Annotated in this window: 31 protein-coding genes and 1 tRNA gene; 16 read left to right on the top strand and 16 right to left on the bottom strand. The window is 66.9% G+C overall.

What is annotated here, in order from left to right:
• Window positions 1-6 precede the first annotated feature (6 nt).
• Window positions 7-486 (bottom strand): hypothetical protein, encoded by a 480-nt coding sequence (locus HGK58_RS01810; RefSeq protein WP_168625838.1) that lies wholly within the window; start codon window positions 484-486, stop codon window positions 7-9.
• Window positions 487-665: 179 nt separating this feature from the next.
• Entirely contained in the window at window positions 666-1,172 is a 507-nt protein-coding gene (locus HGK58_RS01805; protein WP_349236095.1) for a VOC family protein, read from the bottom strand.
• 201 nt (window positions 1,173-1,373) lie between these two features.
• Between HGK58_RS01805 and HGK58_RS01800 the strand changes: the two genes are divergently transcribed.
• Entirely contained in the window at window positions 1,374-1,721 is a 348-nt protein-coding gene (locus HGK58_RS01800; protein WP_168625837.1) for a metalloregulator ArsR/SmtB family transcription factor, read from the top strand.
• Between the two features lie 6 nt (window positions 1,722-1,727).
• Here the strand turns inward: HGK58_RS01800 and HGK58_RS01795 are convergent, their stop codons facing one another.
• A complete protein-coding gene (locus tag HGK58_RS01795; RefSeq protein WP_168625836.1) occupies window positions 1,728-2,387 on the bottom strand; it encodes an O-methyltransferase in 660 nt (219 codons plus the stop codon).
• 135 nt (window positions 2,388-2,522) lie between these two features.
• Here HGK58_RS01795 and HGK58_RS01790 point away from each other — a divergent pair.
• A tRNA-Arg gene (locus HGK58_RS01790) sits at window positions 2,523-2,595 on the top strand.
• A 154-nt stretch (window positions 2,596-2,749) separates the two neighbouring features.
• Here HGK58_RS01790 and HGK58_RS01785 read toward each other — a convergent pair.
• From HGK58_RS01785 to HGK58_RS01775, 3 genes are all read right to left on the bottom strand, one after another.
• Window positions 2,750-4,126 carry an FAD-dependent oxidoreductase gene (locus HGK58_RS01785; RefSeq protein WP_210422579.1) on the bottom strand — a complete coding sequence of 459 codons (1,377 nt, stop codon included), beginning with the start codon at window positions 4,124-4,126 and terminating at the stop codon, window positions 2,750-2,752.
• A 193-nt stretch (window positions 4,127-4,319) separates the two neighbouring features.
• Complete coding sequence (locus HGK58_RS01780; protein WP_210422578.1) at window positions 4,320-5,324, bottom strand: DUF1524 domain-containing protein; 1,005 nt, start codon at window positions 5,322-5,324, stop codon at window positions 4,320-4,322.
• 186 nt (window positions 5,325-5,510) lie between these two features.
• Window positions 5,511-5,831: a hypothetical protein gene (locus tag HGK58_RS01775; protein WP_168625835.1), complete on the bottom strand. Its 321-nt coding sequence runs from the start codon at window positions 5,829-5,831 to the stop codon at window positions 5,511-5,513.
• 97 nt (window positions 5,832-5,928) lie between these two features.
• Here HGK58_RS01775 and HGK58_RS01770 point away from each other — a divergent pair, with 97 nt between their 5' ends.
• Together HGK58_RS01770 and HGK58_RS01765 are read left to right on the top strand one after the other, a co-directional pair.
• Complete coding sequence (locus HGK58_RS01770; RefSeq protein WP_168625834.1) at window positions 5,929-6,846, top strand: pseudouridine-5'-phosphate glycosidase; 918 nt, start codon at window positions 5,929-5,931, stop codon at window positions 6,844-6,846.
• 5 nt (window positions 6,847-6,851) lie between these two features.
• On the top strand, window positions 6,852-7,736 hold the full coding sequence (locus tag HGK58_RS01765; protein WP_168625833.1) for a PfkB family carbohydrate kinase: 885 nt from the start codon (window positions 6,852-6,854) through the stop codon (window positions 7,734-7,736).
• Here the strand turns inward: HGK58_RS01765 and HGK58_RS01760 are convergent.
• From HGK58_RS01760 to upp, 3 genes are all read right to left on the bottom strand, one after another.
• Window positions 7,733-8,197, bottom strand: a complete 465-nt coding sequence (locus HGK58_RS01760) for a MarR family transcriptional regulator (protein WP_168625832.1) — start codon at window positions 8,195-8,197, stop codon at window positions 7,733-7,735. The two genes, HGK58_RS01765 and HGK58_RS01760, sit on opposite strands and share 4 nt — an antisense overlap.
• Before the next feature lie 267 nt (window positions 8,198-8,464).
• Window positions 8,465-9,169, bottom strand: a complete 705-nt coding sequence (locus HGK58_RS01755) for a winged helix-turn-helix domain-containing protein (protein WP_168625831.1) — start codon at window positions 9,167-9,169, stop codon at window positions 8,465-8,467.
• Window positions 9,170-9,481: 312 nt separating this feature from the next.
• Window positions 9,482-10,117: a uracil phosphoribosyltransferase gene (upp, locus tag HGK58_RS01750; RefSeq protein WP_168625830.1), complete on the bottom strand. Its 636-nt coding sequence runs from the start codon at window positions 10,115-10,117 to the stop codon at window positions 9,482-9,484.
• Window positions 10,118-10,204: 87 nt separating this feature from the next.
• Between upp and tadA the strand changes: the two genes are divergently transcribed.
• The gene (tadA, locus tag HGK58_RS01745) at window positions 10,205-10,636 is read left to right on the top strand and encodes a tRNA adenosine(34) deaminase TadA (protein WP_210422655.1); all 432 of its coding nucleotides are present in this window, start codon (window positions 10,205-10,207) and stop codon (window positions 10,634-10,636) included.
• On the opposite strand, the gene HGK58_RS01740 is transcribed toward tadA, so the two are convergent.
• Both HGK58_RS01740 and HGK58_RS01735 read right to left on the bottom strand, forming a co-directional pair.
• A complete protein-coding gene (locus tag HGK58_RS01740; protein ID WP_168625828.1) occupies window positions 10,608-11,327 on the bottom strand; it encodes a gamma-glutamyl-gamma-aminobutyrate hydrolase family protein in 720 nt (239 codons plus the stop codon). The two genes, tadA and HGK58_RS01740, sit on opposite strands and share 29 nt — an antisense overlap.
• Window positions 11,324-12,286 (bottom strand): cation diffusion facilitator family transporter, encoded by a 963-nt coding sequence (locus HGK58_RS01735; RefSeq protein WP_168625827.1) that lies wholly within the window; start codon window positions 12,284-12,286, stop codon window positions 11,324-11,326. Before HGK58_RS01735 ends, HGK58_RS01740 begins: the two co-directional genes overlap by 4 nt.
• Before the next feature lie 46 nt (window positions 12,287-12,332).
• On the opposite strand from HGK58_RS01735, the gene proC reads away from it, so the two are divergent.
• The gene (gene proC, locus HGK58_RS01730) at window positions 12,333-13,169 is read left to right on the top strand and encodes a pyrroline-5-carboxylate reductase (RefSeq protein WP_168625826.1); all 837 of its coding nucleotides are present in this window, start codon (window positions 12,333-12,335) and stop codon (window positions 13,167-13,169) included.
• A 5-nt stretch (window positions 13,170-13,174) separates the two neighbouring features.
• Here proC and HGK58_RS01725 read toward each other — a convergent pair whose 3' ends face one another.
• Window positions 13,175-13,846, bottom strand: a complete 672-nt coding sequence (locus tag HGK58_RS01725; protein WP_168625825.1) for a TrkA family potassium uptake protein — start codon at window positions 13,844-13,846, stop codon at window positions 13,175-13,177.
• Window positions 13,839-15,263, bottom strand: a complete 1,425-nt coding sequence (locus tag HGK58_RS01720) for a potassium transporter TrkG (RefSeq protein ID WP_168625824.1) — start codon at window positions 15,261-15,263, stop codon at window positions 13,839-13,841. The genes HGK58_RS01725 and HGK58_RS01720 overlap by 8 nt, the downstream gene beginning before the upstream one ends.
• Before the next feature lie 83 nt (window positions 15,264-15,346).
• On the opposite strand from HGK58_RS01720, the gene HGK58_RS01715 reads away from it, so the two are divergent.
• The 3 genes from HGK58_RS01715 (at window position 15,347) to HGK58_RS01705 (ending at window position 16,433) form a co-directional block, all read left to right on the top strand.
• Window positions 15,347-15,883, top strand: a complete 537-nt coding sequence (locus HGK58_RS01715) for a metalloregulator ArsR/SmtB family transcription factor (protein ID WP_168625823.1) — start codon at window positions 15,347-15,349, stop codon at window positions 15,881-15,883.
• Between the two features lie 130 nt (window positions 15,884-16,013).
• A complete protein-coding gene (locus HGK58_RS01710) occupies window positions 16,014-16,220 on the top strand; it encodes a helix-turn-helix domain-containing protein (protein ID WP_168626836.1) in 207 nt (68 codons plus the stop codon).
• A 114-nt stretch (window positions 16,221-16,334) separates the two neighbouring features.
• Window positions 16,335-16,433, top strand: coding sequence for an AURKAIP1/COX24 domain-containing protein (locus HGK58_RS01705; protein WP_003792170.1), 99 nt, complete (start codon window positions 16,335-16,337; stop codon window positions 16,431-16,433).
• Window positions 16,434-16,484: 51 nt separating this feature from the next.
• On the opposite strand, the gene HGK58_RS01700 is transcribed toward HGK58_RS01705, so the two are convergent.
• Window positions 16,485-17,231: an HAD family hydrolase gene (locus tag HGK58_RS01700; RefSeq protein WP_246865361.1), complete on the bottom strand. Its 747-nt coding sequence runs from the start codon at window positions 17,229-17,231 to the stop codon at window positions 16,485-16,487.
• 43 nt (window positions 17,232-17,274) lie between these two features.
• Between HGK58_RS01700 and HGK58_RS01695 the strand changes: the two genes are divergently transcribed.
• Window positions 17,275-17,538, top strand: a complete 264-nt coding sequence (locus HGK58_RS01695; RefSeq protein WP_168625822.1) for a glutaredoxin family protein — start codon at window positions 17,275-17,277, stop codon at window positions 17,536-17,538.
• An 85-nt stretch (window positions 17,539-17,623) separates the two neighbouring features.
• Here HGK58_RS01695 and aspS read toward each other — a convergent pair whose 3' ends face one another.
• Complete coding sequence (aspS, locus tag HGK58_RS01690) at window positions 17,624-18,934, bottom strand: aspartate--tRNA(Asn) ligase (protein WP_168625821.1); 1,311 nt, start codon at window positions 18,932-18,934, stop codon at window positions 17,624-17,626.
• Between the two features lie 45 nt (window positions 18,935-18,979).
• On the opposite strand from aspS, the gene HGK58_RS01685 reads away from it, so the two are divergent.
• The 6 genes from HGK58_RS01685 (at window position 18,980) to HGK58_RS01660 (ending at window position 24,179) form a co-directional block, all read left to right on the top strand.
• Window positions 18,980-19,618: a histidine phosphatase family protein gene (locus HGK58_RS01685; protein ID WP_168625820.1), complete on the top strand. Its 639-nt coding sequence runs from the start codon at window positions 18,980-18,982 to the stop codon at window positions 19,616-19,618.
• An 8-nt stretch (window positions 19,619-19,626) separates the two neighbouring features.
• Window positions 19,627-20,208 carry a TlpA disulfide reductase family protein gene (locus HGK58_RS01680; protein WP_168625819.1) on the top strand — a complete coding sequence of 194 codons (582 nt, stop codon included), beginning with the start codon at window positions 19,627-19,629 and terminating at the stop codon, window positions 20,206-20,208.
• 9 nt (window positions 20,209-20,217) lie between these two features.
• On the top strand, window positions 20,218-20,949 hold the full coding sequence (locus HGK58_RS01675; RefSeq protein ID WP_168626834.1) for a cytochrome c biogenesis protein CcdA: 732 nt from the start codon (window positions 20,218-20,220) through the stop codon (window positions 20,947-20,949).
• Complete coding sequence (locus tag HGK58_RS01670) at window positions 20,933-22,573, top strand: cytochrome c biogenesis protein ResB (protein ID WP_168625818.1); 1,641 nt, start codon at window positions 20,933-20,935, stop codon at window positions 22,571-22,573. Before HGK58_RS01675 ends, HGK58_RS01670 begins: the two co-directional genes overlap by 17 nt.
• 59 nt (window positions 22,574-22,632) lie before the next feature.
• A complete protein-coding gene (gene ccsB / locus HGK58_RS01665; protein WP_168626833.1) occupies window positions 22,633-23,541 on the top strand; it encodes a c-type cytochrome biogenesis protein CcsB in 909 nt (302 codons plus the stop codon).
• 74 nt (window positions 23,542-23,615) lie between these two features.
• Window positions 23,616-24,179, top strand: coding sequence for a GNAT family protein (locus HGK58_RS01660; RefSeq protein ID WP_168625817.1), 564 nt, complete (start codon window positions 23,616-23,618; stop codon window positions 24,177-24,179).
• On the opposite strand, the gene HGK58_RS01655 is transcribed toward HGK58_RS01660, so the two are convergent.
• Window positions 24,176-25,165, bottom strand: a complete 990-nt coding sequence (locus tag HGK58_RS01655) for an o-succinylbenzoate synthase (protein ID WP_168625816.1) — start codon at window positions 25,163-25,165, stop codon at window positions 24,176-24,178. The two genes, HGK58_RS01660 and HGK58_RS01655, sit on opposite strands and share 4 nt — an antisense overlap.
• Between the last annotated feature and the right edge of the window lie 26 nt (window positions 25,166-25,191).

Below are 25,191 nucleotides of genomic sequence, written 5' to 3'. Positions count from 1 at the left end.
CCGGTCTCAGTGCAGGAGCACCTTGAGGGCGACCATGATGAGGCCGAAAGCGGCGGTCCCGACGGCGCCGAGGAGGCAGACGGCGAGTCGTGAGCCGCGGCGCCGGAATGCGACGAAGCCGAGTATCGCCAGCACGCCGACGCACACCCATAGCGCGGCCCACTGGGCCGCATCATCTGGAACGGCCTTCGTGACTCCTAGCAGCAGGATCGCTGCGGGAATCAGCGCGGAGACCAGCAACCCCCAGGATGGCCGCAGCGCCGCGACGAACGACTCGCTCAGGCCGATCATCCGACCGCCCACCTTTCGGTGGTTAGCGACCGTTCCGGCGTAGACGTGAGCCGCCCAGAAAACGACGACGGTGGTGACGACCGTGACGAACGCCGTCAGCGCGGGCTCCGACCCGCTCACGACCACCAGGCCGGCGACGAGGATGACGCCGTACACGCCCTGCTCCGTTGCGAGATAATCGCCGACGGCGGCCATCCTCGAGCGCCTGCCCGTAGGGCCGGAGCCACCGTTCGGCCCGGGAGAAGCTTCTGTGGGTGTGGTCATCGAGGTGTCGTAGTCATCGTGGGCTCAGGGGGCGGGGGACGCCACGCTCACCATCCTCCGGTTCGGTCCTCGAGAGCGCAAGCGCTCACCAGGGAGCTTCGCGGCGCTTGTCAGCGCTCGTCGCTCGTGCCGAAGCCCTCGCGTTGGCGGCGCTCCTCGGAGTCCTCGAGCTCCTCGAACACGGTGATCTGCTGGCCGGTGGGGCTCTCCAGCCGGGAATTGAGCGAGCGCCACGGGGTCTCTCGTGGCTCCCCGATGATCGTCGCGCCGGCCGCTTCGAGGCGCCGCGTGGTTCCGCGCCCATCCGTCACCTCGAACGCGAGACGGATGCCACGGCCCTGTCGCTCACCGGTCTCGATGGTGTCGATCAGGTCCTTCTGGGCGTGGTTGGCGAGCTCGAGAGTTGCCCTGCCGGCGTCGAGGATCGCGACCCGAGCGTCGCCCTCGCCCTCGAAAGCGAGCTGCTCGTCCAGCCCGAGTGTGTCTCGGTAGAAGGCGAGTGCAGCCTCGAAGTCGTCGACCTCCATGACCACCCGCAACTGGAGGACGGGTCGTTGCTCAGCCATCAGCAGCACGCCATGGATGCTGCCGGTGCGGCGACCAGCGCGGCCGGACACGGAGTGGATGTCACCGAACTCGGGCGGCGTCCGCGGGGTGTTCTTTCCATCAGCACTCCGCGCTCCACGGCGTGAAGTCGAAGGAACCCGTTGGGGTTCAGTCCTGCCAACATCTTCGTTTCCCTTCATCGACAATGATCAATGGAAGCAGTTTCTGACATCCATCGATGTTTGTCAATGAATTGGACTAGGATTCTTTTCATGACCGATACGCGCACGCTCACCGTCGTGGATGCTTGCTCGAGCTGCGAGCCGCTGACGCGCGAGACGCTGAGCGCGGAGTCGGCTGTCGAGCTGGCGCGGGGACTCAAGGCCCTTGCCGACCCTGCCCGACTGCGTCTCATCTCGATCGTGGCCGCATCCGAGAACCAGGAAGCGTGCGTGTGTGACCTGACCGAGCCGCTCGGTCTCAGTCAGCCCACCGTGTCGCACCACCTGAAGGTGCTGTCCGACGCCGGTTTTCTCTCGCGCTCGCAGCGCGGAACCTGGGCTTACTACTCGCTCGTGCCCGGGGCACTTGACTCGGTATCGAAGTTCCTGCTCACCTGAGCGGACTTACACGACGCGGGCGATGGCGAAGCCGTCCCAGCCCTTGATACCGACGGTCTGGATGGCGGTGCCGTCGAGGCGGGGGTCGCTGGAGATGAGTTCGATCGCGGCGCGCGTGCCGACAACGGATGGGTCGCCGCCATCCTCGGACAGCACAGCGCCGCCGCGCACGACGTTGTCGATCACGATGATCGATCCCGAGCGAGTGAGCATGAGCGCCCACTCGACGTACTTCGCGTTGTTCGCCTTGTCGGCGTCGATGAAGACCATGTCGAAACGCTCGGCGCCTTCGTTGACCATCATCGCAAGCGTCTCGACCGCCGGCGCCAGTCGCACCTCGATGCGGTCGGCGAATCCGGCGCGGCGGATGTTCGCACGCGCGACCTCCGCATGCTTCGGCATCGCCTCGAGCGAGATCACCCGGCCCCCCGGCTGCAGCCCCTTGGCGAGCCAGATCGAGCTGTAGCCGCCGAGCGTTCCGATTTCGAGCACTCGGCGTGCACGGCAGATCTGCGCGAGCAGCATCAGAAACTTTCCGTGCGCCGGTGACACGTCGATCATCGGCAGGTCGGCGGATTCATTCGCCTGGAGGACGCCGGCAAGCGCCGCATCCTGCTTCACGAGTTCGCGGTTGATGTAACGGTCGACGTCGTGCCAAGTGGACATGGCCCCATTGTGTCCCGGCTAGGCGAGAGCAGGGTGAGAGTTGCTTGCGGTTCCGGATGCGGGTGGCCGGCGACCGGGGACGGCATTCCCCCAGTCGAGTCGCTGGTATAGTCATTGGGTTGGTTCTGCCGACATGCGCCCGTAGCTCAATGGATAGAGCATCTGACTACGGATCAGAAGGTTGGGGGTTCGAGTCCCTCCGGGCGCGCGTTGTGGAAGCCCCGTAGTTCGCTGGTCGAACGCCGGGGCTTCCTGCGTTTTCGGGGTGATGCAGCTCGGGTGGCTGACCCACCAGCCCGCGAAACTGCAGAGAAGTGCCCTTAGAGGCGCGTAGCTGCCGGTGTGTGCAGTCTCGGCGATGGTCAGAGCGGCCGCAGGTCGGTCAGCACCTCGTTGAGAGCTTCCGTGCTGGACGGATGCGTCCAGATCCCATCTCGCAGTTCGCTCGCTGTGACGCCTGCGCGCATCGCGAGCGCCAGTAGGTTGATCACTTCTTGCGCGTCGATCGAGAACACGGTCGCCCCGAGCACCAGATCGGTTTCCGCGTCCACGATCACCTTGATCAGCCCGTGGGTCTCGCCGACGATCTTCGGCCGCGGCATCGCCGCGATATCCGCGATCGCCTTCTTCGCCATGAGCACAGACCGACCGCTCTCGCGCGCCCGCGTCTCGTTCCACCCCACCCTGGCCAGCGGCGGGCTCAAGAAGATGGTGCTCGGCACCGCGACCCGATCGGCGGTGCTTCGCGAGCCGCCACCATTCAGTTGGCCCAGCACAATGCGGTAGTCGTCCAGCGACACATACGTGAACTGCGGCCCGCCATTGATGTCGCCCACCGCGAACACGCCGGGCACGGATGCGCGCAGGAACTCGTCGACGACAACGAAGCCGCGCTCATCCACCGCGACCCCCGCAGCATCGAGTCCGAGGGCATCCGTCGTCGCACGGCGCCCGGTTGCGAGCAGCACCCCATCCGCCTCGAGCGTCCTGGTCCTGTCGCCGATTCTCACGGTGACGGATGCCGCATCAGGGCGGTGCTGGATGCGCTCGGTCTCTGCGCCGAAGACGAACTCGACCCCCGACCCCTCGAGGAGCGCGTGGACCGCCGCCGCGACATCCGGATCCTCGCGCCGCATCAGGCGGTCGCCGCGGTCGACCAGCGTCACACGTGACCCGAAGTTCGCGAACATGCCCGCGAATTCCAGGCCGACGTATCCGCCGCCGACGATAATGAGCCGCTCAGGCAGCGGCTGCACATGCTGAATCGTGGTGGAATCGTGCACTCGCGGGCCATCAGCACCGGAGATGTCGGGGCGCGCCGGGACGGTCCCGGTGTTGATGATGATCGACTTGGCAGTGACCGCCAGCCGGTCGTCGCCTGCCGTCACCTCGATCTGGTTCGGCCCGGCGAAGCGGGCTTCGCCGTCGATGAGGGTCACGGTGTCGATGGCAGCGAGCATTGCGTGGTTCCGGGCTCGAAGCTTGTCGATCAGAGCGTCGCGCCCGGCGACCGCTTCGGTGAACCAGGACTGCGGATCGTCGCCGTCGCGCCGTGTCTCGGCGCTGTGCACGAGATCCTTCGTCGGGACGCAGTTGATGTTGATGCAGCTTCCGCCGTACATCTCGCTCGACCGCTCGACTACCGCGACGGTGCGACCCTGCCTGCCGAGTGCGCCGGCGAGCGTCTTGCCGCCCTTGCCCCAGCCGATAACGAGAGTGTCGACGTCGATTCGCTCCATGAGGTGGTCCCGCCTTCCGTCCGCCCTCAGCATCACACGCGAACCTTCGCAGGGCGGCCGCCTACCGCGCCGGAGCGCCCGCCACCCGCGCCCGCTCCGGACATCCGCTACCGGCGCAACCTAAGCGGTTGTCCGGAACTAGCGCGGGTGTCCGGAACAGGGGCATGCTGGGGCCTTGAGGCAGGCGGATCGCCTACTCGCAGCCGACGCCGTCCTTGTCGCGATCGAACTTTTCGTGCCAACCGGGCTGCCCGGGGTAGATGGGAGCAGCACCCGCTGCGCGGACCTCAGTGCAGTTCGCGTAGGAGACGGTGGGCGGAGCTGGTTCCGGAGCGGGAGCTGGTGCCGGGGCTGCCGCGGGGGGCGCCGGCTCGGGCGCCGGCTGTGCGACAACCGGAACGGGCGCGGGAGCGAACGGTGACGTGTAAGCCTGCTGGTCGGGGCAATCGGCGAGGACCGCCGCAATCTGTTCCTTCTCCGCCGCGGTGACCCACAACCCGTAGGTTGCCTTCACCGACACCTGACGCGCGACGTACTCGCACCGGAACGACTTCTGCGGAGGCAGCCAGGTCGCCGCGTCACCTGCGCCTTTTTGAGAATTCGTAGGACCGTCGGTGGCAATCAGGTTCATCGGGTCGTTCGCGAATGCGATCCGCTGCTCCTGGGTGAGTTGCTGCGCACCCTTCTGCCAGGCATCGAGCAGCGGGACGACGTGGTCGATCTGCACGAGCGTGGACGTGGTGTCGCCGCGTACGAAGTTGATCGTTGTGCCGGTGTAGGGGTCGTTCAGGATGCCCGTGAGCACCTTGCAGGCACCCGACTTCGTCTCGTCGACCAGGTCGCGATCGAGGATGTCGTTGCGGGTGTCGCAACCGTTGCGGTCGACATCCAGCCAGGCGGTGCCGAACTGGCCGGCGCGGTCGTAGCCGGTCTTCGGTGCGCGGCCCTTCACGTCGAGGGTGCCGAGCAGCTCAATCGCGCTGGTCTGGGTTGCGGAACTGTCCTCAATGACGACCGCGGGATCGGTGAGCGGTTCCGCCGCCACGTTCGCCGGCGCGTCCGGTTCCTGTTGCGGTGCGCCGCTGACGCTGCAGCCGACCAGCATGGCAGTGACGGCGACGCCGGTGACGAACGCCGCGATCATCCTGGTTCTGACGGAGGGCTTGCGGAGGGTGGGCGTTTCGCGGCTCTTATCCATGGCACCTGCGAACCTAGCGGCGAACCCGGGTCGGTCGTCCGCCCCACACCGAGGGTCACGCACCTGTTCCGGACATCCGCTACAGGCGGAACGGGCGCGGATGTCCGGAAGACCTGCGGCGGTCCGGAAGCGCCGCGGATGGCCGCAAACGAGCGCGGCTGCTCCAAACCGCGAAGCGGCAGCCGCCTACCGCCCGTTCGCCGAGCCGGCGCGCGAGTGCGAACGCACGTGGTGCAGGTGCGTCTCTCGCGCCGCGGTACGCAGCGTGCGGTAGTACCCGATCAGCTCCCGGTCCGCCGACCGAGCCGCCCAGGTCACCGCTCGGTATCCGCGCTCGCCGCCGATCTCCAGCATCCGGATGACGCCGTAGCACTCGCCGAGAGGGCTCACCATCCTCCACACCCCTGGCTCGTCCTCGACCGCAGCCAGAATCGGGTGCCACGGTCCGGCGTTGCCGCGGCGCGCGCGGGCGGCGGCGTCGATGCCGTCCTGAACACGGTGTGACATGGCCATTTCGGTGGTGCTCCAAGATCGAGCAGCCGGCCCTGCGAGAACGATTCTAGACGGCGTCGGGGACAACCAACCCCGGTAGTCTGAGGGTCTTATGTCTCAGCCATTCCACGTCTCAGAACCCGTCGCCGCGGCTCTCAACGAGGGCCGCCCGGTCGTCGCCCTCGAGTCCACGATCATCTCGCACGGACTGCCGCGGCCCCGTAACTTCGAGGCCGCCCAGGAGTTCGAGCAGCTGCTCCTCGACCGCGGCGTCACGCCCGCGACCATCGCCGTGCTCGATGGCGTACCGCAGGTCGGCCTCGACGCGGAGGGCGTCCGCCGGATCGCCGACGAGGAGATGGCGAAGGCCAGCGTCCGCGACCTTCCGATCCTGGCTGCGGCCGGCGCATCCGGTGCCACCACGGTCGCCGCAACCGCACACATCGCGGCCCTCGCAGGTGTGCGCGTCTTCGCCACCGGCGGTCTCGGCGGCGTGCACCGCGGCGCGAGCGACACCTTCGACGAGTCGGCGGACCTCACGACTCTCGCGGTCACCCCGATCACCGTTGTCAGCGCTGGCGTGAAGTCGGTGCTCGACATCGCGGCGACCCTCGAGCGGCTGGAGACCCTCAGCGTGCCGGTCGTCGGCTTCGGCACCCGGGTGTTCCCGAGCTTCTGGCTCACCGAGTCCGACTTCGACCTCGACTGGTCGGTCGAGTCCGCCGACGAGGTCGCGCGCATCATGAAGTCGCAAGACGAGCTTGGCCACGGCCAGGGCATCATCGTCGCGAACCCGATCCCGCGGGAGCAGCAGTGGGACCCTGCCGAACACGATCGGGTGCTCGCACGCGCGTTCACCGCGGCGACCGAGGCGGGCGTGCACGGCAAGGCCGTCACCCCGTTCCTGCTGAGCTACATCGTCGAGGCATCGGATGGGCGCAGCCTCGAGGTGAATCTGGATCTCGCCCGCAACAACGTCAAGCTCGCCGCGGAGATCGCAACTGCCTGGTCCTCGCTGAGCACCCGGTAGCCACGGTGGCCAAACGGATCGTCGTCTTCGGTGACGTGATCGATGACATCGTCGCTGTGCCGTCCATCCCGGTGCGCCCCGACACCGACACACCGAGTCAGATCCGGCATCGCGCCGGTGGTTCGGCGGCCAACGCGGCGGCCTGGCTCGGGCACCTCGGCGCTCAGGTCGACTTCGTCGGCCGGGTCGGAGCCGGCGACGAACTCAAGCACGCCCAGCACCTCATCGACGCAAAGGTCACCCCGCGGCTGACGGTCGACGCCGAGCTGCCGACCGGAACCATCGTGGTCATCGTCGATGGCGACCGCCGCACGATGTACACCGACCGCGGCGCCAACGCCAACCTGACCGCTGACGACGTGACCGACGAGCTCCTCGACGCCGCTGCGGTGGTGCATTTCACCGGCTACAGCGTGCTGCAGGCGCCGAGTCAGGATGCCAACCGTCGACTGATCGCGCGAGCCAACGAACGCGGGGTCGCCGTCTCGGTCGACCCGGCCTCCGCCGGCTTCATCGAGGATTTCGGCGCCGAGAAGTTCCTGTCAGCGATCGAGGGCGCGACGATCCTGTTCCCGAACCTCGACGAGGGCCGGGTGCTGACCGGCCGCGACGATCCGCTGCAGATGGCCAGCGAGCTCGGCAAGCGATTCCCGATCGTCGCGCTCACCCAGGGTCACGAGGGTGTCGTGCTCGCCCACGCTGGATTCGAGCCGATCGCCCTGGAGGCCGTCCCGGCTCGCCTGGTCGACCCGACCGGCGCGGGCGATGCGTTCTCTGCCGGCTTTCTCGCCGCCTGGGTCGAAAACGGCGACCCGCTCTCTGCCGCGGAAAGCGGAGTTCGCGCCGCCGCCCGGGCGGTCACCAACGTCGGGGCGCGGCCTCCCGTCTAGTCCGCGGCATCCGGGCTCGTATGCCCGGAAACGGATGCGCGCAGCTTGGTGGTCAGCTCGGTCAGCTGGCGCAACTCGTCAGCGCTCAGCGCCGAGGTGAGCCTCGACACGATGCCCTCCATGTGACGCACCGCAGCGCGCCGGAAAACGTCGTAGCCGTGCGGGGTCAGCTCGACGATCACGCCGCGGCCGTCCTCAGGGTCAGGCAGCTTGTTGACCAGGCCGCGGGAGGCGAGCCGCTCGATCAGCCTGCTCACACTTGGCTGGGTGAGGAGCATGTTCTCAGCGAGGTTCTTGATCCTCAGCCGCCGGTTCTCGGCCCGCGACAGCGTGAACAGCGCGTCGTAGTCGCCCATCGTGACTTCACCGGAGGGGAACTCGGCCGTCAGTTGGCGCATCACGACGACCTGCGTGCGGAACAGTGACTCCCACGCGTCGACCGCCAAGGCCGCGTCGCTCATGTCGACCCCCTTCGTGCGATCCACCTTACAAACAAGAAGAGGGTGTTAACGGATTGAGGGCCCGTCGCAGAGGCTAGCGACGGGCCCTCTTCCCTTGCACCAAGAGTGTCCTGCAATCACATTCCGCAAGAACTGCCACAGCAAACAATTCCTGCTGAGACCGACTATATAACGGACCGGTAACGAACGCTAGTTACCTTTTCGTTATTTTTGATGCGAGTTTGCCGTGAACGCCAAAAGCCCTGATCAGACGGGTTTCGAGTGGCCTCAGAAGGCGTCGGGCGAGCGTGTCGTGGCGTGGCGCAGCGAGACATCCGCGTGCCGGTCGAACCGGTAGCCGACGCCGCGCACGGTCCGCACGATGTCCTCGTAGCCGCCGAGCTTGGCGCGCAGCCGACGCACGTGCACGTCGATCGTGCGCTCGTTCGGTGCGTCATCGTCGCCGGCGCGCCACAGACCCGCGATCAGCTCGGAGCGGGCGACCGTCTTGCCGACGCGCAACACCAGGAACTGCAGCAGCTCGTACTCCTTGAACGTGAGCGGCGCGACCTCACCGTCGATCGTCACCCGCTTACGCGACAGGTCGACGATGACGCCCTCGTCGATCGGCTTCTCGTCCTCCTCGACGGTGTCCTGCTGGCGGAACTTCGCAAGTGCTGACGGGTCCTGCAGCGCGAGCCGCACGACATCGACGTCGCGGCCACCGGCACCACGTGGTGCGAGCGCCACTGCAGCGTGAGTCTGCGCGCGGGGAGCGAGTTCCGCGGTGAGGTTCTTGAGCGCGGTGACGAGCTGGCTCAGCTCGATTCCGGATGCTGCTGCGCCGGCTTCGTCGAGCCCGACGTACAGCACGAAGCCGCGCGCCTCAGTGCCTTCCGGCACCGGCCGGACGTGCGGTGCTGCCGGCCGAGCCGGTGCGGCTTCGACGGGACGTATAGGGGAGATGGGTCGGTCAAGGGTTGCGAGAGACATTGAAGGAAGTCCTTGTGTAGCGAGTGCCCGAGAGGGCCATGAGGTGAAGGCCTCTAATGAGGAGTTAATGCCTTCGTGTTGCGCGTGTGACGGATGAACGACCGGGATGAGGGCCGGCATCCGGGAACTGCAAACTCACTGTTTCAGGAGTGCAGTTCGGCGAAGGAAGCCGTTAGGCACACATTCGACAACACATGACCGCACTGACCGGCATCATGGTGCCGGCAACCCAAGAGGCCTCGCGGGAGGTCAGGGTGTGCGCGTTCAGAGTCATACCGGAATCATACGCGGCGGGGCGCGACGGCTGTCAAATCAGCCGACCGTGCCGTACAGGCGGTCGCCCGCGTCGCCGAGGCCGGGCACGATGTAGGCGTGCTCGTTGAGGCGTTCGTCGAGCGCGCCCAGCACGATGGTGACCTCGCGGCCCTCCGTGGCCTTCTCGACCGCCTCGAGTCCCTCCGGTGCGGCGATCAGGCAGATCGCGGTGACGTCCACCGCGCCGCGCTCGAACAGGTACTCGATGGCGGCCAGCAGCGATCCGCCGGTGGCGAGCATGGGGTCGAGCACGAAGCACTGGCGGTTGGAGAGGTCCTCAGGCAGGCGCTCGGCGTAGATCGCCGGCTGCAGCGTCTCCTCGTCGCGCACCATGCCGAGGAAGCCGACCTCGGCGGTGGGGACCAGCTTCACCATGCCCTCGAGCATCCCGAGCCCGGCGCGCAGGATCGGCACGACAAGCGGCCGCGGGTTGGCGATGGCGAGTCCGGTCGTCGCAGAGACGGGCGTTTCGATCTGCACCGGCTCGACACGCACCTGGCGGGTCGCCTCATAGGCGAGCAGCGTGACCAGCTCCTCGGTGAGAGCCCGAAACGTTGGCGACGGTGTGTTCTTGTCCCTCAGCACCGTGAGCTTGTGGGTGATTAGCGGATGGTCGGCAACGTGGACTCGCATAGGCTCAATCTACTTGTGCACCGGTCAACCCGGCGAGCGGAGAGGAGGCGAGGCGTGACCAAACCGCCCGCACGCTTCTCCGACTGGATGCGGTCAGCCCTGACACTCGCCGAGCAGTGCCTCGCTCACGACGATGTGCCGGTGGGCGCGATAGTCGTCGACGCGGATGGCCGAGTGATCGGCGAGGGCCGCAACGAGCGCGAGCTGCGCCAGGACCCCACCGCACACGCCGAGGTGCTCGCTCTGCGTGCGGCCGCTACGACGACCGGCGACTGGCAGCTGACGGATGCGACGCTCGTGGTCACCCTTGAGCCGTGCCCGATGTGCGCGGGCGCGATCCTCGCAGCCCGCGTGCCGACGGTCGTCTTCGGCGCGTGGGACGACAAGGCGGGGGCAGCCGGCAGCGTCTACGACCTGCTGCGCGACCGCAGGCTCCCGCACCGGGTCGAGGTGTACGGCGGCGTCGACGCCGAGCCGAGCAGCGAACTGCTCAGGGAGTTCTTCGCAGGACGTCGCTGAGCCACGCGGTGAACATCAGGCGACTCGCCACCTGCATGTGCCCGTTGTTCTTCTCCCGCTCGGCGCGCCACCAGTCGAGGTCGACGCCCTCCCGCTCGAGTTGGTCGCGCGTGTCGCCGATCCACGCCTCGTGCATCTCGTCGGTCACTTCCGGGTGGAACTGCACCGCGAGCGCGAAATCCCCAATCGAGAACGCCTCGTTCGGGTAGGCAGCGGAGCTCGCGAGAAGGGTGGCCTCGGCCGGCAGCTCGAAGTGGTCGCCGTGCCATTCGAGCATCGGGACGCCGCGCGCAAGGCCGAGCGCGGACTCGATCCCGGCATCCGTCAGCTCTAGGTCGCGATAGCTGATGTCGGGCTTGTCGCCGCGGTAGTTGCGCGCGCCGAGCGCGCCGGCCATGAGCTGCGCGCCCAGGCAGATGCCGAGCAGCGGCTTCTCGGCGTCGATGCGGGCCCGGATGAAGCGGCGCTCGTCCTCCAGGTACGGCCACTTGTCGAGGCGGTAGGCCGCCTCATGGCCGCCGAGCACGATGACCAGGTCGGCGTCCTGCGGATCCAGCCCCTCGACCTGCCCGGCCGTCGGGTCGACAACGCGCACGTCGTACCCGAACGTGTCGAGGACGGGAGCGAGATTGCCGAGCGAGATGTTGGGGTGGTGTTGGAAGACGACCGCCTTCCGCTCCGGCGCGCTCAATCCGACCCCTTGATCACGATCTTGTCTGTCGGCGGGTTCTCCGCGCCCGGCCGCACATAGACATCCGGTTCGATGTAGATGATCCGCGCTACCGGTACCGCCTCGCGCACCCGAACCTCGAGCTCGTCGATCAGGGCGGCGACGTCGCCGAGCGTCCTGCGGCTGTTGAAGGCGACCTTGGCGCCGACGAGCAGCTCCTCCGGCCCGACGTACAGCGTCTTCATGTGGATGAGCGCTTCGACATCGGGGTCGGCGTTGATGGCGTCGCGGATGCGTTCGGTATCGATGGCCGACGCGCCCTCGCCGACCAGCAGGCTCTTCGTCTCGATGCCGAGGACGATCGCGACGAGCACGAGCAGGGCGCCGATGAACAGGGTGCCGATCGCGTCCCACACCGGGTTGCCGGTGATGATGGTGAGGCTCACACCGAGGAACGCGAAGATCAGCCCGACCAGCGCGGCGATGTCCTCGAGCAGCACGACCGGGAGCTCGGGCGACTTGGAGTGGCGAACGAACTGCACCCAGGACTGCGTGCCGCGAACGTGGTTCGATTCCCGCACGGCGGTGCGCAGCGAGAACGACTCGAGGACGATCGCGATCAGCAGCACGACGATCGGCAGCCACAGTATGTCGAGCTCGTGCGGGTGCCGCAGCTTGTCGATGCCCTCGTAGATGGAGAACAGCCCGCCGACGCTGAACAGGATGATCGAGACGACGAACGCGTACACGAAGCGCTCGCGGCCGTAACCGAAGGGGTGCTCGGCGTCCGCCTGTTTCTTGGCGACCTGGCCGCCACGCAGCAGCAGGAGCTGGTTGCCGGCATCCGCCACCGAGTGCACCGCCTCCGCCAGCATCGAACTGGAACCGGAGAACGCCCACGCGATGAACTTCGTGATGGCGATGCCGGTGTTGGCGAGAAGTGCCGCCACCACTGCTTTGGTGCCGCCGCTTGCGCTCACAAGAATCTCCCTCTGGCTTCGGTGGCAACAATCCTAGGATGGTCGGATGATCACCCTTCCCGCCGTGGCGATTCTCGGAACCGGTTCCATGGGGGGAGCGATACTCGGCGGGCTGCTGAATCCGGAGGTGACGGTGAGCGGCGGGATCCGGGTCACCAACCGGACCGAGCGGAAGGCGGCTGTGTTGCGCCGAGACTCGGTGACGAGCTACTCGACCGACACCGACCCGAACGCCAACCTCGCCGCGGTCACCGGAGCGCGGGTGGTGATCGTCGCGGTCAAGCCGCCGATGGTGCCAGACCTGCTGCGCGAGATCGGGCCCTCGCTGGAGCCGGGCTCGGTGCTCATCAGTGTCGCGGTCGGTGTGACCACAGCCGCGATGGAGGCGCTGGTGCCGGACGAGGTGGCGGTGATCCGAGCGATGCCGAACACGCCGTCGCTTGTCGGTCGGGGGGTGACCGGACTGAGCGAGGGGTCGCGCGTCGGGCCGGAGCAGCTGGCGCTCGCCGAGCAGCTGTTCGCGACCGTTGGGACCGTGATCGTGGTGCCAGAGGAGAAGCTCGACGCGCTCAGCGCGATCTCCGGATCCGGCCCCGCCTACGTCTTCTATCTGGTCGAGCAGCTCACCGCGGCGGCCGTCGAGCTGGGCTTCACCCCGGATGAAGCCGCGCAGATGGTCGGGGGAACATTCGCCGGTGCGGCCGAACTGCTGAGCGCATCCGGGACCGAGCCGGCGGAACTGCGCCGCCAGGTGACCAGCCCGGGTGGCACAACAGAGCGTGCGATCGCGGAGCTGGAAGCCGCAGACCTCAAGGGACTCTTCGATCGTGCCGCGGCCGCCGCGATGGCGCGTGCTGCCGAACTGGCCGCCTCGACCCGCTAGGCGGCTCAGGCCTGCAGGCTCGCGAACTCCTCGATCTTCTGGGACTTGCCGCTGACGATGATAAGGTCCCGGTTGGTGATCACCGTCTCGGCGGTCGCGTAGGTGAAGTCTTGTCCGGGCGACTTCACACCGACAATGGTGATCCCGTACTTCTTCCGGATATTCGACTCGGACAGCGGCATGCCGCGGACAGGCTTGGGCGGGTACATCTTGACCATCGCGAAGTCGTCGTCGAACTCGATGAAGTCGAGCATCCGACCGGACACCAGGTGCGCGACGCGCTCGCCGGCTTCCGCCTCCGGATAGATCACGTGGTTGGCGCCGATGCGCGCCAGAATCTTGCCGTGACTCTGGCTGATCGCCTTCGCCCAGATCTGCGGCACCCGCAGGTCCACCAAATTCGCTGTGATGAGCACGCTCGCCTCGATCGATGACCCGACCGCGACGATCGCGACGGAGAAGTCCTGCGCGCCGATCTGGCGCAGCGATTCGATCGACCGCGCATCCGCTTGCACCGTGTGCGTGACCCGGTCGGCCCACTTCTGCACGAGGGCAGCGCTTTCGTCCACAGCCAGCACCTCGCGGCCGAGCCGATCGAGCTGGCCTGCGGCGCCTGCTCCGAACCGTCCCAGCCCGATCACGAGCACTGGGGCGTTGTGGGGGATTCTCTCAACCAACGATTGGCCTCTCTTCCGGGAGAGTGTAGAGCTGCCTGCGCTGGCTCGCCGCCAGCGCGGCGGCCAGAGTCACTGTACCAACGCGCCCCGCCCACATCGTCGCGGCGAGGATGTACTTTCCGGCATCGGGCACCTCGGCGGTGACGCCGGTGGACAGGCCGCAGGTCGCGAACGCGGAGATCACATCGAACAGCACACGGTCCATCGGCTCATCGGTCACCACCAGCAGCGCGATGGTGGCGACCGCCACGATGGTCGCGCCCCACAGCACGACGCTCACCGACAGGCGGAGCACATCCGAAGGCAGGCGCCGGTTGAACGCCTGCATATTCTCATCACCGCGCGCCTCGGCAAGCGCCGCCAGGAACAGCACCGCAAGCGTTGTCACCTTGATGCCGCCCGCGGTCGATGCCGACCCGCCACCGACGAACATGAGCATGTCCATGATCAGAAGCGTCGAGCCGTGCATCTCGTTGATGTTGACGTTCGAGAAGCCGCCGGACCTGGTCATGATCGACAAGAAGCCAGCCGTCATCGGCCGGGCCGCCGGATCCTGCGCTCCGATCGTCGCCGGATTCGCCCACTCGAGCGCGTAGATCGCGATCGCGCCGAGCACGAACAGGATGGTGGTCGTCACCAGCGTGAGCTTCACGTGAACACTCAGGCGCCCCTCGCCCCGGCTGAGCCGCGCGAGCGCGAAGATCACCGGAAAACCGAGACTGCCCAGGATCACGGCGATGCTGATAGACCCGAGCATCCACGGGTCTGTCTCGAACGGCTCGAGCCCTTCAGGGTTCGGCATGAAACCGGTGTTCGTGAAGGCGGATGAGGCGTAGTAGAAGCCCTGCCAGGTCGCCGCCCACGGGTCGAACCCGGCGAGCATGAGCCGCGGTGTGATCAACACCGTCACCGCCAACTCGATGGCGAGCACGCTGATCGCCACCGTTGAGAGCAGCCCGCCGATGTCGCCGAGCTTGACTGTCTGGCTTTCCGAGACCGGGCCGGCGTGGATGCGCTGCAGGTTCGTGTCACTTGCCGCCATCAGCTTGGCGCGCAGCCCCAGCCGGCGGGAGACGATGAGACCAAGCATGCTCGCGAGTGTCAGCACGCCGATCCCGCCGACCTGCAGGCCGATCAGGATCGCGACAGTTCCGAAGGTTGACCAGTGCGTCGCCATGTCGACGACAGACAACCCGGTGACGCAAATCGTGGAGACCGCGGTGAACAGCGCGTCGGCGAGCGGCGTTGCCGAGCGTTCGACGGTGGCGATGGGGAGCGCGAGCACCGCGGTGAGCACCAGCACCAGCGACGTGAAGATGACGGTCGCGAAACGGGCCGGAGAGGCGACCACCGCGGTGTCGACGAAGGTCCGGATGCGACGGAGCACGGGACGGCTGACTTCAGCCTGTGTGCGCATCCTGCTCCCTCGTGTCAGACCGGCGGCCCAAACAGCGACGAGTCGTCATGGTACTCCGTACCGAGGCCAAGTAGCCTGTTGCCATGGCAGACATCTTCGACGTAGTGGCCGACCCGACGCGAAGGGATCTGTTGCAGCTTCTGCTCGACCGGTACGTTTCGTCGGCTTCCGAGTCGGGCGACGTGAGCGTCGGTGAGATCGTGAATACTCTCGGGCTGAGCCAGCCGACCGTGTCGAAGCAGCTCAAGGTGCTGCGGGATGCCGAGCTGGTCACCGTGCGTGAGGTCGGCCAGCACCGTTACTACAGGCTCAACGCCGCGCCGCTCGAGGAGCTCGAGGACTGGATCATCCCGTTCCTCAGCGCCGACTTCGAGGATGATGACGCGAGCCAGACGGTGTTCGCGGCGTGGTCCGGTTCCGAGCTGCCGGGGCCGATCCGCAGGGTCGCGGACTCGATCGAGCATTCGGCGGATGCCGGTGCCGCGGTGGGACGCAGTGTCGCCGACGCATCACACCAGGTGCGCACCGCGTTCGAGGGCGCATCCGCCACCGTGGAGAAGCGTGTGATCGAGCCGCTCCGCGAGCGCCTCGGGCGCAAGGACGCCTCCCCAGCGGAGTAGACAGATCGTCAGGGTTAGCCCTAAAGTGACTCCAACGCGGAGTATCACCAGTCACAGCAGTTACAAAGCGACACTCCGTTAACATTGGCTTCAGGCGTCGGGCGTGACGCCTCTTCCCGAGGAGTTCGCGATGGCGAAGGAACTGTCTGACGTGAGGTTCCTGACGGTGGCCGAGGTTGCCGACATGATGCGCGTCTCCAAGATGACCGTCTACCGGATGGTGCACGCGGGCGATCTGCCGGCGATCCGCTTCGGCCGTTCGTTCCGGGTGCCGGAGTCGGCGGTGCAGGCAGCGATCGACACCACTGTCGCCGATCGCGGCACACAGGCCGGCTAGCCCCGCACGGACTCACGGACGGCGCACAGTGGCCGATCCGCTACACTTACCCGAGGCATTTTTTCCGCGGTTCTGAACGGACCCGGTGTCCGTAATCAGATCAGTGAGGTCCCTATGGGTTCTGTCATCAAGAAGCGCCGCAAGCGCATGGCGAAGAAGAAGCACCGCAAGCTGCTTCGCAAGACTCGTCACCAGCGTCGCAACAAGAAGTAGCGCGCGAACAACCTGAACGCCAGGCCGAAAGGTCTGGCGTTTTTGTTTGCGCTAGCGTCGCCGAGCGGCTCGAGCTTCGCGTCGCACGCGCCGCTGCGCTTCACGGATGCTCGCCGGTCGGAGCCGCAGAGTCGCCCAGCCTCGGGCATCGGCGTAGCGTTCCAGCGCGGCATCCGGGTTCACCACCACCCGGTTGCCGACCAGGTTCAGCAGCGGGATGTCGTTGCGGGAATCCGAGTACGCCCAGCAGTCGGCGAGGTCGGCGCCGAGCCGCGCCGCCAGGTCGCGGGCGGCGGATGCCTTGAGCTCGCCGTGTAGGACCTGGCCGTTAAGGCGGCCGGTCAGCACCCCGTCGACGGCTTCGATCTCGGTACCGAGTGCCCCGGTCAGCCCCAGCCTGGTGGCGATCACGCGCGCGATGTGCACCGGAGTGGCGGTGACCAGCCACACCTCGTGGCCCTTGGAGAGGTGCTCCCGGGCGAGGTCCACGGTCTCCGGCCACAGCTTGGGTTCGATGTAACGGTCGTAGACCTCCTCGGCGAGCTGGGTGAGCTCAGCCTCGGAGCGTCCGCCGGCCAGCTCGAGCGCGCGCTCGCGGGCGCTTGCCATGTGCTCGCGGTTCTCGCCGACCGCGATGAACCGCAGCTGCTGCCAGCCGAACCTGGCCAGATCGCGAAACCCCAGCATCCGGCGCCGGAACGCGCCGCGACCGAGATGGTAGATGCTTGCGCCGCGGAGGAGCGTGTTGTCTACGTCGAAGTAGGCGACGATGGCACTGGCTGTTGGCGCTTCGGGCATCCGCTCCATGCTAGCCACCCGGTGCGGCCGTTAAGCTCGACGTGTGTCTGTTCGTCTCACCATCATCGGCAAGCCCGAGTGTCACCTCTGCGACGTCGCCAAGGACGTGATCCAGGACGTGATCGGCGAGCTCGCGACCGTGCCGGCTGCGCCGGAGGTGACCGTCGAGCACAAGTCGATCCTCGACGACGACGCGCTGTACGAGCAGTACTGGGAGCAGATCCCGGTCGTGCTCGTGAACGACACGAAGCACGCGCAGTGGCGGGTCAAGCCCGAGAAGCTGCGCGCGGCGATCCTGGACGCCTGACCCTTCCATCGCCGAGCGCCGCCCAAATGTGCGAACGCACGGGATATTGCGCGCGCTCTCGCACATTTGAGCGGCGCCGGCGCGCCTACGGCAGCAGCCGGTTCGGTCCGCGGAACAGGTAGGTCGTCTCGCGCAGCGTCGACAGCCCCAGCATGAGCATCAGCACTCGGGCGAGACCCATGCCGAACCCGCCGTGCGGCGGCACGCCGTAGCGGAAGAAGTCGAGGTAGAAGTCCAGCTCCTCCGGGTCGAGTCCCTTCTCCTTCGCCTGCTCGACCAGCACATCGATGCGGTGCTCGCGCTGAGCGCCGGTGGAGATCTCGACGCCGTTGTAGATCAGGTCGTAGCTGTTGGTGAGTGTCGGGTCGCCCTCGTGACGCATGTGGTAGAACGGCCGGATGCTTGAGGCATAGTCGGTGACGAACACGAAGTCGTGCCCGAGCTCCTCCTTCGCGTACGCGGAGATCCGACGCTCGCCCTCGGGGTCCATGTCCTCATCCGCGCGCGGGATTTCGTAGCCGCGCTCCGCGACGATGCGCTTGGCCTCGGCCAGCGGGATGCGCGGGAACGGTGTCGACGGGATCTTCAGCTCGATGCCGAACGCCTCGCGCAGCGCGTCGCCATGCTTCTCCTTCACAGCTGTGATGCCGGCGACCATGAGCTGCTCGTGCATCGCCATGACATCCTCGTGGCTGGTGATCCAGCTGATTTCGGCGTCGATGCTCGTGAACTCTGTGGCGTGGCGGCTCGTGAAGCTCGGGTCGGCGCGGAACGCAGGGCCAATCTCGAACACCCGACCGAACCCGGCCGGCTGCGCCATCTGCTTGAAGAACTGCGGGCTCTGCGCGAGGTAGGCGGTGCCCTCGAAGTAGCCGACCTCGAACAGCTCCGCACGCGACTCCGACGCGCTGGCCATCAGCTTCGGGGTGTGCAGTTCGATGAAGTCACGCTCGACCCACCAGGTGCGCCACGCATGCTCGAGCGTCGTCTGCACGCGGAAGATCAGCTGGTGCTCCGGCTGGCGCAGGTCGAGGAAGCGCCAGTCGAGGCGCTTGTCGATGCTGCTGTCGTCCGCAATCGGCGTCTCCGCGATCGACTCAGTCACGACATCGAGCGTCTCGATGAGCACCTCGATGCCGCCCAGCTTCACTCGCTCGTCATGCTTGAGCTGCCCGGTCACAGTGATGAAGCTGCCGTGGGTGAGAGCAGAGATGGTGTCGGCCAGCGGATCTTCTTCAGCCGAGCGAGGGTGCACCAGCTGCAGCGCGCCCGACTCGTCGCGCAGCACCACGAACTGCACCTTCTTCTGATCGCGTACCGTGTCCACCCATCCGGAAACAGTCACGGGGCCGTCAGTCAGGGCGGCGAGGGCGTTGATCAGGGTGCGTTCAGTCACCCTGCGAGTTTAGCGACGGGTAAACGGCTACGTAGACTGGATGCCGTGTCCGCCGCCTTGATTCACCTCGTGCGCCACGGAGAAGTCCACAATCCCGAAGGCATTCTCTATGGTCGCCTGCCCGGGTACCACCTGTCCGGGTTAGGCCTCAAGATGGCGCAATCCGCAGCGGAATCCATGGACGGGCGCACCATCGAGCGGGTCTTCGCGTCGCCACTGCAGCGCGCGCAAGAGTCAGCAGAACCGTGGGCGGAGAAGTTCGATCTCGAGATCATCACCGACGAGCGGCTTATCGAGCCGACGAACCGCTTCGAGGGTGGACGCTTCGAGTTCGGCCCGCAGGTGCTGCTCAAGCCGAAGAGCTGGCCGTGGGTCGTGAACCCGTGGCTGCCCAGCTGGGGCGAGCCCTACCAGAGCGTCATCAAGCGGATGATGGCCGCGATCGAGGCGGCCTGGCACTCGGCAGACGGCGGCGAGGTGGTCATGGTGAGCCACCAGATGCCCATCGTCATGGTGCAGCGTCATGTCGCTGGACTGAAGCCGTTCCATGACCCGCGCAAGCGCCGCTGCAGCCTGTCCAGCATCACGACTTTGACCTACGACGGCACCCGTTTCGTGCAGGTCGGCTACACCGAACCTGCCGCTGCGCTGCTTGCCGAATCGATCGACCAGGGAGCAGTGTGAAATTCCGGATGACGGCAGCGGCGCTCGCCGCAGCCGCCCTCGTACTGACCGGCTGCGCAGCGAACGACCCACTCGCCCAGCAGTACCGGGACGGCAGCGACAAGAACTACATCGCCGGCGACGGCAGCGTTATGGAGGTCACCCCGGAGAACCGGGACGCTCCGATCACCTTTGAGGGCACGACAGAACTCGGTGAGACGGTGTCGAGCGAGGACTACCTCGGTGAGGTCCTCGTCGTGAACTTCTGGGCGAGCTACTGCGGCCCGTGCCGGGTTGAAGCGCCGGACCTGGAGAAGGTGTCGCAGGACTGGGCCGGGAAGGGCGCCTCGTTCATCGGCATCAACACGTACGACGGCGCCGAGCAGGCGCTCGCGTTCTCGCGCAAGTATGGCGTCAGCTACCCTTCGGTGCTCGATGCGAAGTCCGGCGAAGCGCAGCTCGCGTTCGCCGGCAAGGTCCCGCCGAGTGCGCTGCCGACGACGCTCGTGCTCGACCGCGAGGGCCGAGTCGCAGCGCGCATCCTGGGTCAGGTGCAGGCGGCGTCGATCCTTGACGCGCTGATCAAGACCGTCGCCGCAGAGGAAACCTAAGTGAACCCGATCGGCGAGATCGTCCTCAGCGGCAACCTGTTACTCGCCCTGCCGATCGCGCTGCTCGCCGGGCTGATCTCGTTCGCGTCGCCATGCATACTGCCGCTGCTCCCCGGGTACCTCGCCTACATCGGCGGGTTCGCGGGCGAACCGGACCGCGGCCAACGGCGCCGGCTGCTGCTCGGGGTCGTGTTGTTCATCGCCGGATTCAGCGTCGTCTTCATCACGCTCAACATCCTGCTCGCCACACTCGGATTCGCGCTCAAGCCATGGCTCGACCTGATCATCCGGATCGCCGGTGTCGTCGTAATCCTCATGGGTCTTGTCTTCATCGGCCAATTCAGCTTCATGCAGCGCACGTTCAAGCCGCGCTGGCGCGTCGCGACCGGTCTCGGCGGTGCGCCGCTGCTCGGTGTCGTCTTCGCTCTGGGCTGGACCCCCTGCATGGGGCCGACGCTCATCGCGGTGTTCTCACTCAGCCTCGATAGCGGCTCCCCGTGGCGCGCAGCGATCATCGGGCTTGCTTACTGCATCGGACTCGGGGTCCCGTTCCTGCTCGTCGCACTCGGTCTCAACTGGGTCACTGGTGCGGTCTCCTGGCTCAAGAGCCACATCCGGGTCATCAACGTCGTCGGCGGCCTGTTGCTCGTGCTCATCGGCGTGCTCATGGTCACCGGCCTCTGGCAGGCCATGATGTCGGCCTTCGGGGCGGTGATCGAGAGCTATGTCACGCCCCTCTGATTACGTCGACGCCGCAACCCCGGACACCGCGCGCCGCCCCGAGATCACCCAACCGGGCCTGGGGCCGCTCGGTTACCTGCGCTTCTTCTGGCGCCAGCTCACGAGCATGCGCACCGCGCTGGTACTCCTGCTGCTGCTCGCGATCGCCGCGGTGCCGGGCTCGATGTGGCCGCAACGCTCGAGCGACCCGAATGGAGTCATCCAGTTCTTTGCCGACAACCCGGATCTCGCGCCGGTGCTGGATTCGTTCCAGCTGTTCGACGTCTACACGTCGGTGTGGTTCTCGGCCATCTACCTGCTGCTGTTCGTCTCGCTCATCGGCTGCGTCATCCCGCGCACGACGCACCACCTCAAGGCGCTGCGCGCCAGCCCGCCGAAGACGCCGGCACGGCTAGAGCGTTTGCCCGGCTTCACCAGCCGCATCGAGCCGAACCTCGACGCCGCGACCGCCATCGACTCCGCGCGTGACCTGCTGCGGAGCAGCGGCTACCGAGTGCAGCTGTTCAACGGCAAGGACCTCTCCGCCTCCGCCGAACGTGGCTACCTGCGTGAGACCGGCAACCTGGTGTTTCACTCCGCGCTCGTCGGCATCCTCGTCGCTGTCGGAATCGGCGGCGGCTTCTCGTTCAGCGGCCAGAAGGTCGTCATCGAAGGTCAGCCCTTCGTCAACGTGCTCGCGGGCTACGACTCGTTCAACCCCGGCCGCTTCGCCGGTGAGCATTCGCTGGAGCCATTCCGGATGACGCTCGACGACTTCAGCGTCGTCTACGAGGAGGAGAACCTCAGGGCCTACGGAACGCCGACCGACTTCACCGCATCTGTCACCACCTACCTCCCCAGGGAGGAGGGGCAGCCCGGCGAGGTCAAGGTGAACCACCCGCTGGCGGTCGCCGGCACCAACGTGTACCTGCTCGGCAACGGCTATGCACCCACCATCACGGTGCGCGACGGTGAGGGCAACATCGCGTTCGACTCGAGCGTTCCGTTCCTTCCGCAGGACCAGAACCTCACCTCGCTCGGCGTGATCAAGGTCCCGGATGCGCTGCCGGAGCAGCTGGGGATGATCGGCTTCTTCTATCCGGCTGCGGGCGAACTGCACAGCGGTGCGCTGACCTCCGTGCACCCCGACCTGGTCAACCCGGTGCTGACGCTCCGCGTGTACACAGGTGACCTCGGGCTGGACTCGGGCGCGCCGAAATCGGTGTACTCGCTCGAAACCGACACGCTCACGGAGGTCGTAGGCGGCGACAGCGGCGTCGACACGATCGAACTGCGGCCGGGGGAGAGCGCCGAACTGCCGAACGGCCTGGGCACTGTGACTTTCGAGTCGAAGGACCCGGATGCGGGGCCGAACAACTGGGCCGACTCCGTTCCCCGCTTCGCATCGTTCGACATCCACCATGTGCCGAGTCAGGGATGGGTGCTGGTGTTCGCGATCCTCGTCCTCGGCGGATTGCTCGCGTCGCTGTTCGTGCCGCGCCGACGCATGTGGGTGAAGGCGGTCGAGTTGCCCGATGGCGGCATCCGGATCGAATACGCGGGTCTCGCCCGTGGTGAGGACCCGACCCTCGAAGACGCTGTCGCGGACATTGCCGAGCGGCACGCTCGCAAGTTGACGACGTAGGCTGGTGTGCCGTGACCGAAACGCTTGCGACCTATTCGCTCGTCGCCATTTACTCAGCGATGGCGGTGTACGCACTCGCCTTCGTGTTCTTCACCGTCGACCTGGCGAAGCGCGCGTCGCTGGCCCCTGAGCCGGTCGCCGCAACCGCTGCGACCGGCCAGCTGACCGCTGCCCGTGGGGGCACGACGACGCTCGAGCGCACCGAGACGGTGACCACCCGCAAGCGCGGACGCTTCGAGCGCGCGGGCTTCGCGTTGACCGTGATCGCCTGGCTGCTGCACCTCGGCGGTGCCGTGCTGCGTGGACTCGCCAACGGCTACGTGCCCTGGTCGAACATGTTCGAGTTCTCGCTCATGATGTCGCTCATTGTCGTGCTGGTGTTCCTGGTCATCCAGTTCTGGCTCGACCTCGGCTACCTGGGCGCGTACATCACCGGTGCCGCGCTGATCGTGCTTGGAATCGGCACGACCAACTTCTACGTCGACGTCACTCCGCTCGCCGTTCCCCTGCAGTCGGTGTGGCTGGTCATCCACGTGTTCGTCGCAATACTCGGCACGTCGTTCTTCGCGCTCGGCGCTGGGCTGTCGCTGCTGCAGCTGCTGCAGTCTCGTCGCGAGGCGAGCGGGAAGACCGACGGCTTCCTCTCCACGGTTCCGGATGCCGACAAGCTGGAGACGCTCGCGTACCGCGTCATCGTGATCGGCTTCGTATTCTGGACATTCACCCTCATCGCCGGCGCCATTTGGGCCGAGCGCGCGTGGGGACGCTACTGGGGCTGGGACACCAAGGAAGTCTGGACCTTCATCATCTGGACGATCTACGCCGGCTACATCCACGCGCGCGCGACTCGCGGTTGGCGCGGGACCCGCTCGGCGGTGCTGTCGCTCATCGGCTTCGGAGCGGTGATCTTCAACTACACGGTCGTGAACCTGTTCATGAAGGGCCTGCACGCCTACTCGGGCCTGTAGTCCTGCCGCTCGGTGGTCGAGACCCGTGGCCTTTTCGGTGGTCGAGCTAGTCGAGACCCCTTACGATCAGCAACGTGATTCCCTTTGAGCTCACCGAGCCGATCGAGACCGAGCGCCTGCGCCTGAGGCTGATGACCGAGGCCGACATCGACATCGTGCACTCGTACCAGTCGCGCGAGGATGTCTGCCGCTACCTTCTCTTCGACCCGCGCGATCGCGACACGGTCGCCGCGAAGGTGGCCGAGCACATCCGGCACACTCGGCTCGAGAGCGATGGCGACTACCTGCAGCTCGCGGTTGAGCGCAAGGACGACGGCCAGATGATCGGCGACCTGTACATCACCGTCAAGAGCGTCGAGAACGACACGGCCGAGCTGGGCTGGACCTTTCACCCCGACCACCACGGGCAGGGCTACGCGACCGAGAGTGCGAAGGCGCTGCTGGCGCTCGCATTCGACACAGTGGAGTTTCACCGGGTGATCGCCGAACTCGACCCACGCAATGACGCATCCGTGAACCTGTGCCTTCGGCTCGGGATGCGCCGCGAGGCGCACTTCGTCGAGGACCTCTGGTTCAAGGGCGAGTGGGCCGACACCGGCAGCTACGCGATGCTCGCGCGCGAGTACCGGGCAAGCTAGGCAGAGGCAAGCAGCTCGTAACAGCGGGTGAGGCGGTCGCGCCACCACTGGTCACGACCGGGGTTGGCCGCGTGCCGCTCCAGCAAGGATCGGCTGACCTCGACTCGGTGAACGGGAATCGCGCCGGCGGTCGGAACGAGCGGTTCGTCCGTCACATCGGCTGAGAGCAGCGCAGCGGTACCGAGCCCACAGTCGTACTCGAGCTCTGCAATTGATGCGGCAAGGTGGGCGCCCATGCTGATGCCGACCGACGTGTCGAGCGCGCTCGAGACAACGACCGGCAGCCCGGCCTCGGCGACGATGTCCAAGGCCGCCCGGATGCCTCCGAGCGGTTGCGCCTTGATCACCAGCAGGTCGGCGGCGCCGGCGCGGGCGACGGCGAGCGGGTCCTCCGCCTTGCGCACACTTTCATCGGCCGCAATCGGCACACCCATGTGCTTCACGCGCGAGCGGATCTCGGCGAGCTCCTCGACGCTCCCGCACGGCTGCTCGACGTACTCGAGGTCGAACTCGGCCAGCGCGTGGATCGCCCGCTCGGCCTCGTCCACGTTCCAGGCCCCGTTGGCGTCGATCCGGACGCGGCCTTCCGCGCCGAGGAATGCCCGGGCGGCCCGCACGCGGGCCACATCCTCGGCGAGTTCCTGGCCACGCTCGGCCACCTTGACCTTGACCGTCCGACAGTGGCCGAAACGCTCAAGCACGCGGGCAACCTGATCCGGGCCGACCGCAGGCAGGGTCGCGTTCACCGGGATGCTGTCGCGCAGGCGGGACGGCGCCGCCGACCAGCCGAACTCGATAGCGGCACGCAGCCACGCAGCCGCTTCGGCATCCGGGTACTCCACGAATGGTGAAAACTCTGTCCAGCCGTGCGGGCCGCGCAGCAGCATCGCCTCGCGCGAGTCGACGCCGCGGAAGCGCTGCGCCAGCGGCAGCGCGACGACGTGTGCGTCGGCGAGCAGTTCGTCGAGCGGCGGAGGAACTGTCATCCGACCAGTGTCGACGGTGGCCTATC

This window comes from Cryobacterium sp. BB307 (genome assembly GCF_012274275.1).
Lineage (GTDB): Bacteria > Actinomycetota > Actinomycetes > Actinomycetales > Microbacteriaceae > Terrimesophilobacter.
This window is presented reverse-complemented; position numbering and strand designations above follow the sequence as displayed.

Excerpts from the sequence above, each read along its gene's own strand:
- HGK58_RS01810 (WP_168625838.1), bottom strand. The coding sequence starts at position 486 with ATGGCCGCCGTCGGCGATTATCTCGCAACGGAGCAGGGCGTGTACGGC.
- HGK58_RS01800 (WP_168625837.1), top strand. The coding sequence starts at position 1,374 with ATGACCGATACGCGCACGCTCACCGTCGTGGATGCTTGCTCGAGCTGC.
- HGK58_RS01795 (WP_168625836.1), bottom strand. The coding sequence starts at position 2,387 with ATGTCCACTTGGCACGACGTCGACCGTTACATCAACCGCGAACTCGTG.
- HGK58_RS01785 (WP_210422579.1), bottom strand. The coding sequence starts at position 4,126 with ATGGAGCGAATCGACGTCGACACTCTCGTTATCGGCTGGGGCAAGGGC.
- HGK58_RS01780 (WP_210422578.1), bottom strand. The coding sequence starts at position 5,324 with ATGGATAAGAGCCGCGAAACGCCCACCCTCCGCAAGCCCTCCGTCAGA.
- HGK58_RS01775 (WP_168625835.1), bottom strand. The coding sequence starts at position 5,831 with ATGTCACACCGTGTTCAGGACGGCATCGACGCCGCCGCCCGCGCGCGC.
- HGK58_RS01770 (WP_168625834.1), top strand. The coding sequence starts at position 5,929 with ATGTCTCAGCCATTCCACGTCTCAGAACCCGTCGCCGCGGCTCTCAAC.
- HGK58_RS01760 (WP_168625832.1), bottom strand. The coding sequence starts at position 8,197 with ATGAGCGACGCGGCCTTGGCGGTCGACGCGTGGGAGTCACTGTTCCGC.
- HGK58_RS01755 (WP_168625831.1), bottom strand. The coding sequence starts at position 9,169 with ATGTCTCTCGCAACCCTTGACCGACCCATCTCCCCTATACGTCCCGTC.
- upp (WP_168625830.1), bottom strand. The coding sequence starts at position 10,117 with ATGCGAGTCCACGTTGCCGACCATCCGCTAATCACCCACAAGCTCACG.
- tadA (WP_210422655.1), top strand. The coding sequence starts at position 10,205 with ATGCGGTCAGCCCTGACACTCGCCGAGCAGTGCCTCGCTCACGACGAT.
- proC (WP_168625826.1), top strand. The coding sequence starts at position 12,333 with ATGATCACCCTTCCCGCCGTGGCGATTCTCGGAACCGGTTCCATGGGG.
- HGK58_RS01720 (WP_168625824.1), bottom strand. The coding sequence starts at position 15,263 with ATGCGCACACAGGCTGAAGTCAGCCGTCCCGTGCTCCGTCGCATCCGG.
- HGK58_RS01715 (WP_168625823.1), top strand. The coding sequence starts at position 15,347 with ATGGCAGACATCTTCGACGTAGTGGCCGACCCGACGCGAAGGGATCTG.
- HGK58_RS01710 (WP_168626836.1), top strand. The coding sequence starts at position 16,014 with ATGGCGAAGGAACTGTCTGACGTGAGGTTCCTGACGGTGGCCGAGGTT.
- HGK58_RS01705 (WP_003792170.1), top strand. The coding sequence starts at position 16,335 with ATGGGTTCTGTCATCAAGAAGCGCCGCAAGCGCATGGCGAAGAAGAAG.
- HGK58_RS01700 (WP_246865361.1), bottom strand. The coding sequence starts at position 17,231 with ATGCCCGAAGCGCCAACAGCCAGTGCCATCGTCGCCTACTTCGACGTA.
- HGK58_RS01680 (WP_168625819.1), top strand. The coding sequence starts at position 19,627 with ATGACGGCAGCGGCGCTCGCCGCAGCCGCCCTCGTACTGACCGGCTGC.
- HGK58_RS01670 (WP_168625818.1), top strand. The coding sequence starts at position 20,933 with ATGTCACGCCCCTCTGATTACGTCGACGCCGCAACCCCGGACACCGCG.
- ccsB (WP_168626833.1), top strand. The coding sequence starts at position 22,633 with ATGGCGGTGTACGCACTCGCCTTCGTGTTCTTCACCGTCGACCTGGCG.
- HGK58_RS01655 (WP_168625816.1), bottom strand. The coding sequence starts at position 25,165 with ATGACAGTTCCTCCGCCGCTCGACGAACTGCTCGCCGACGCACACGTC.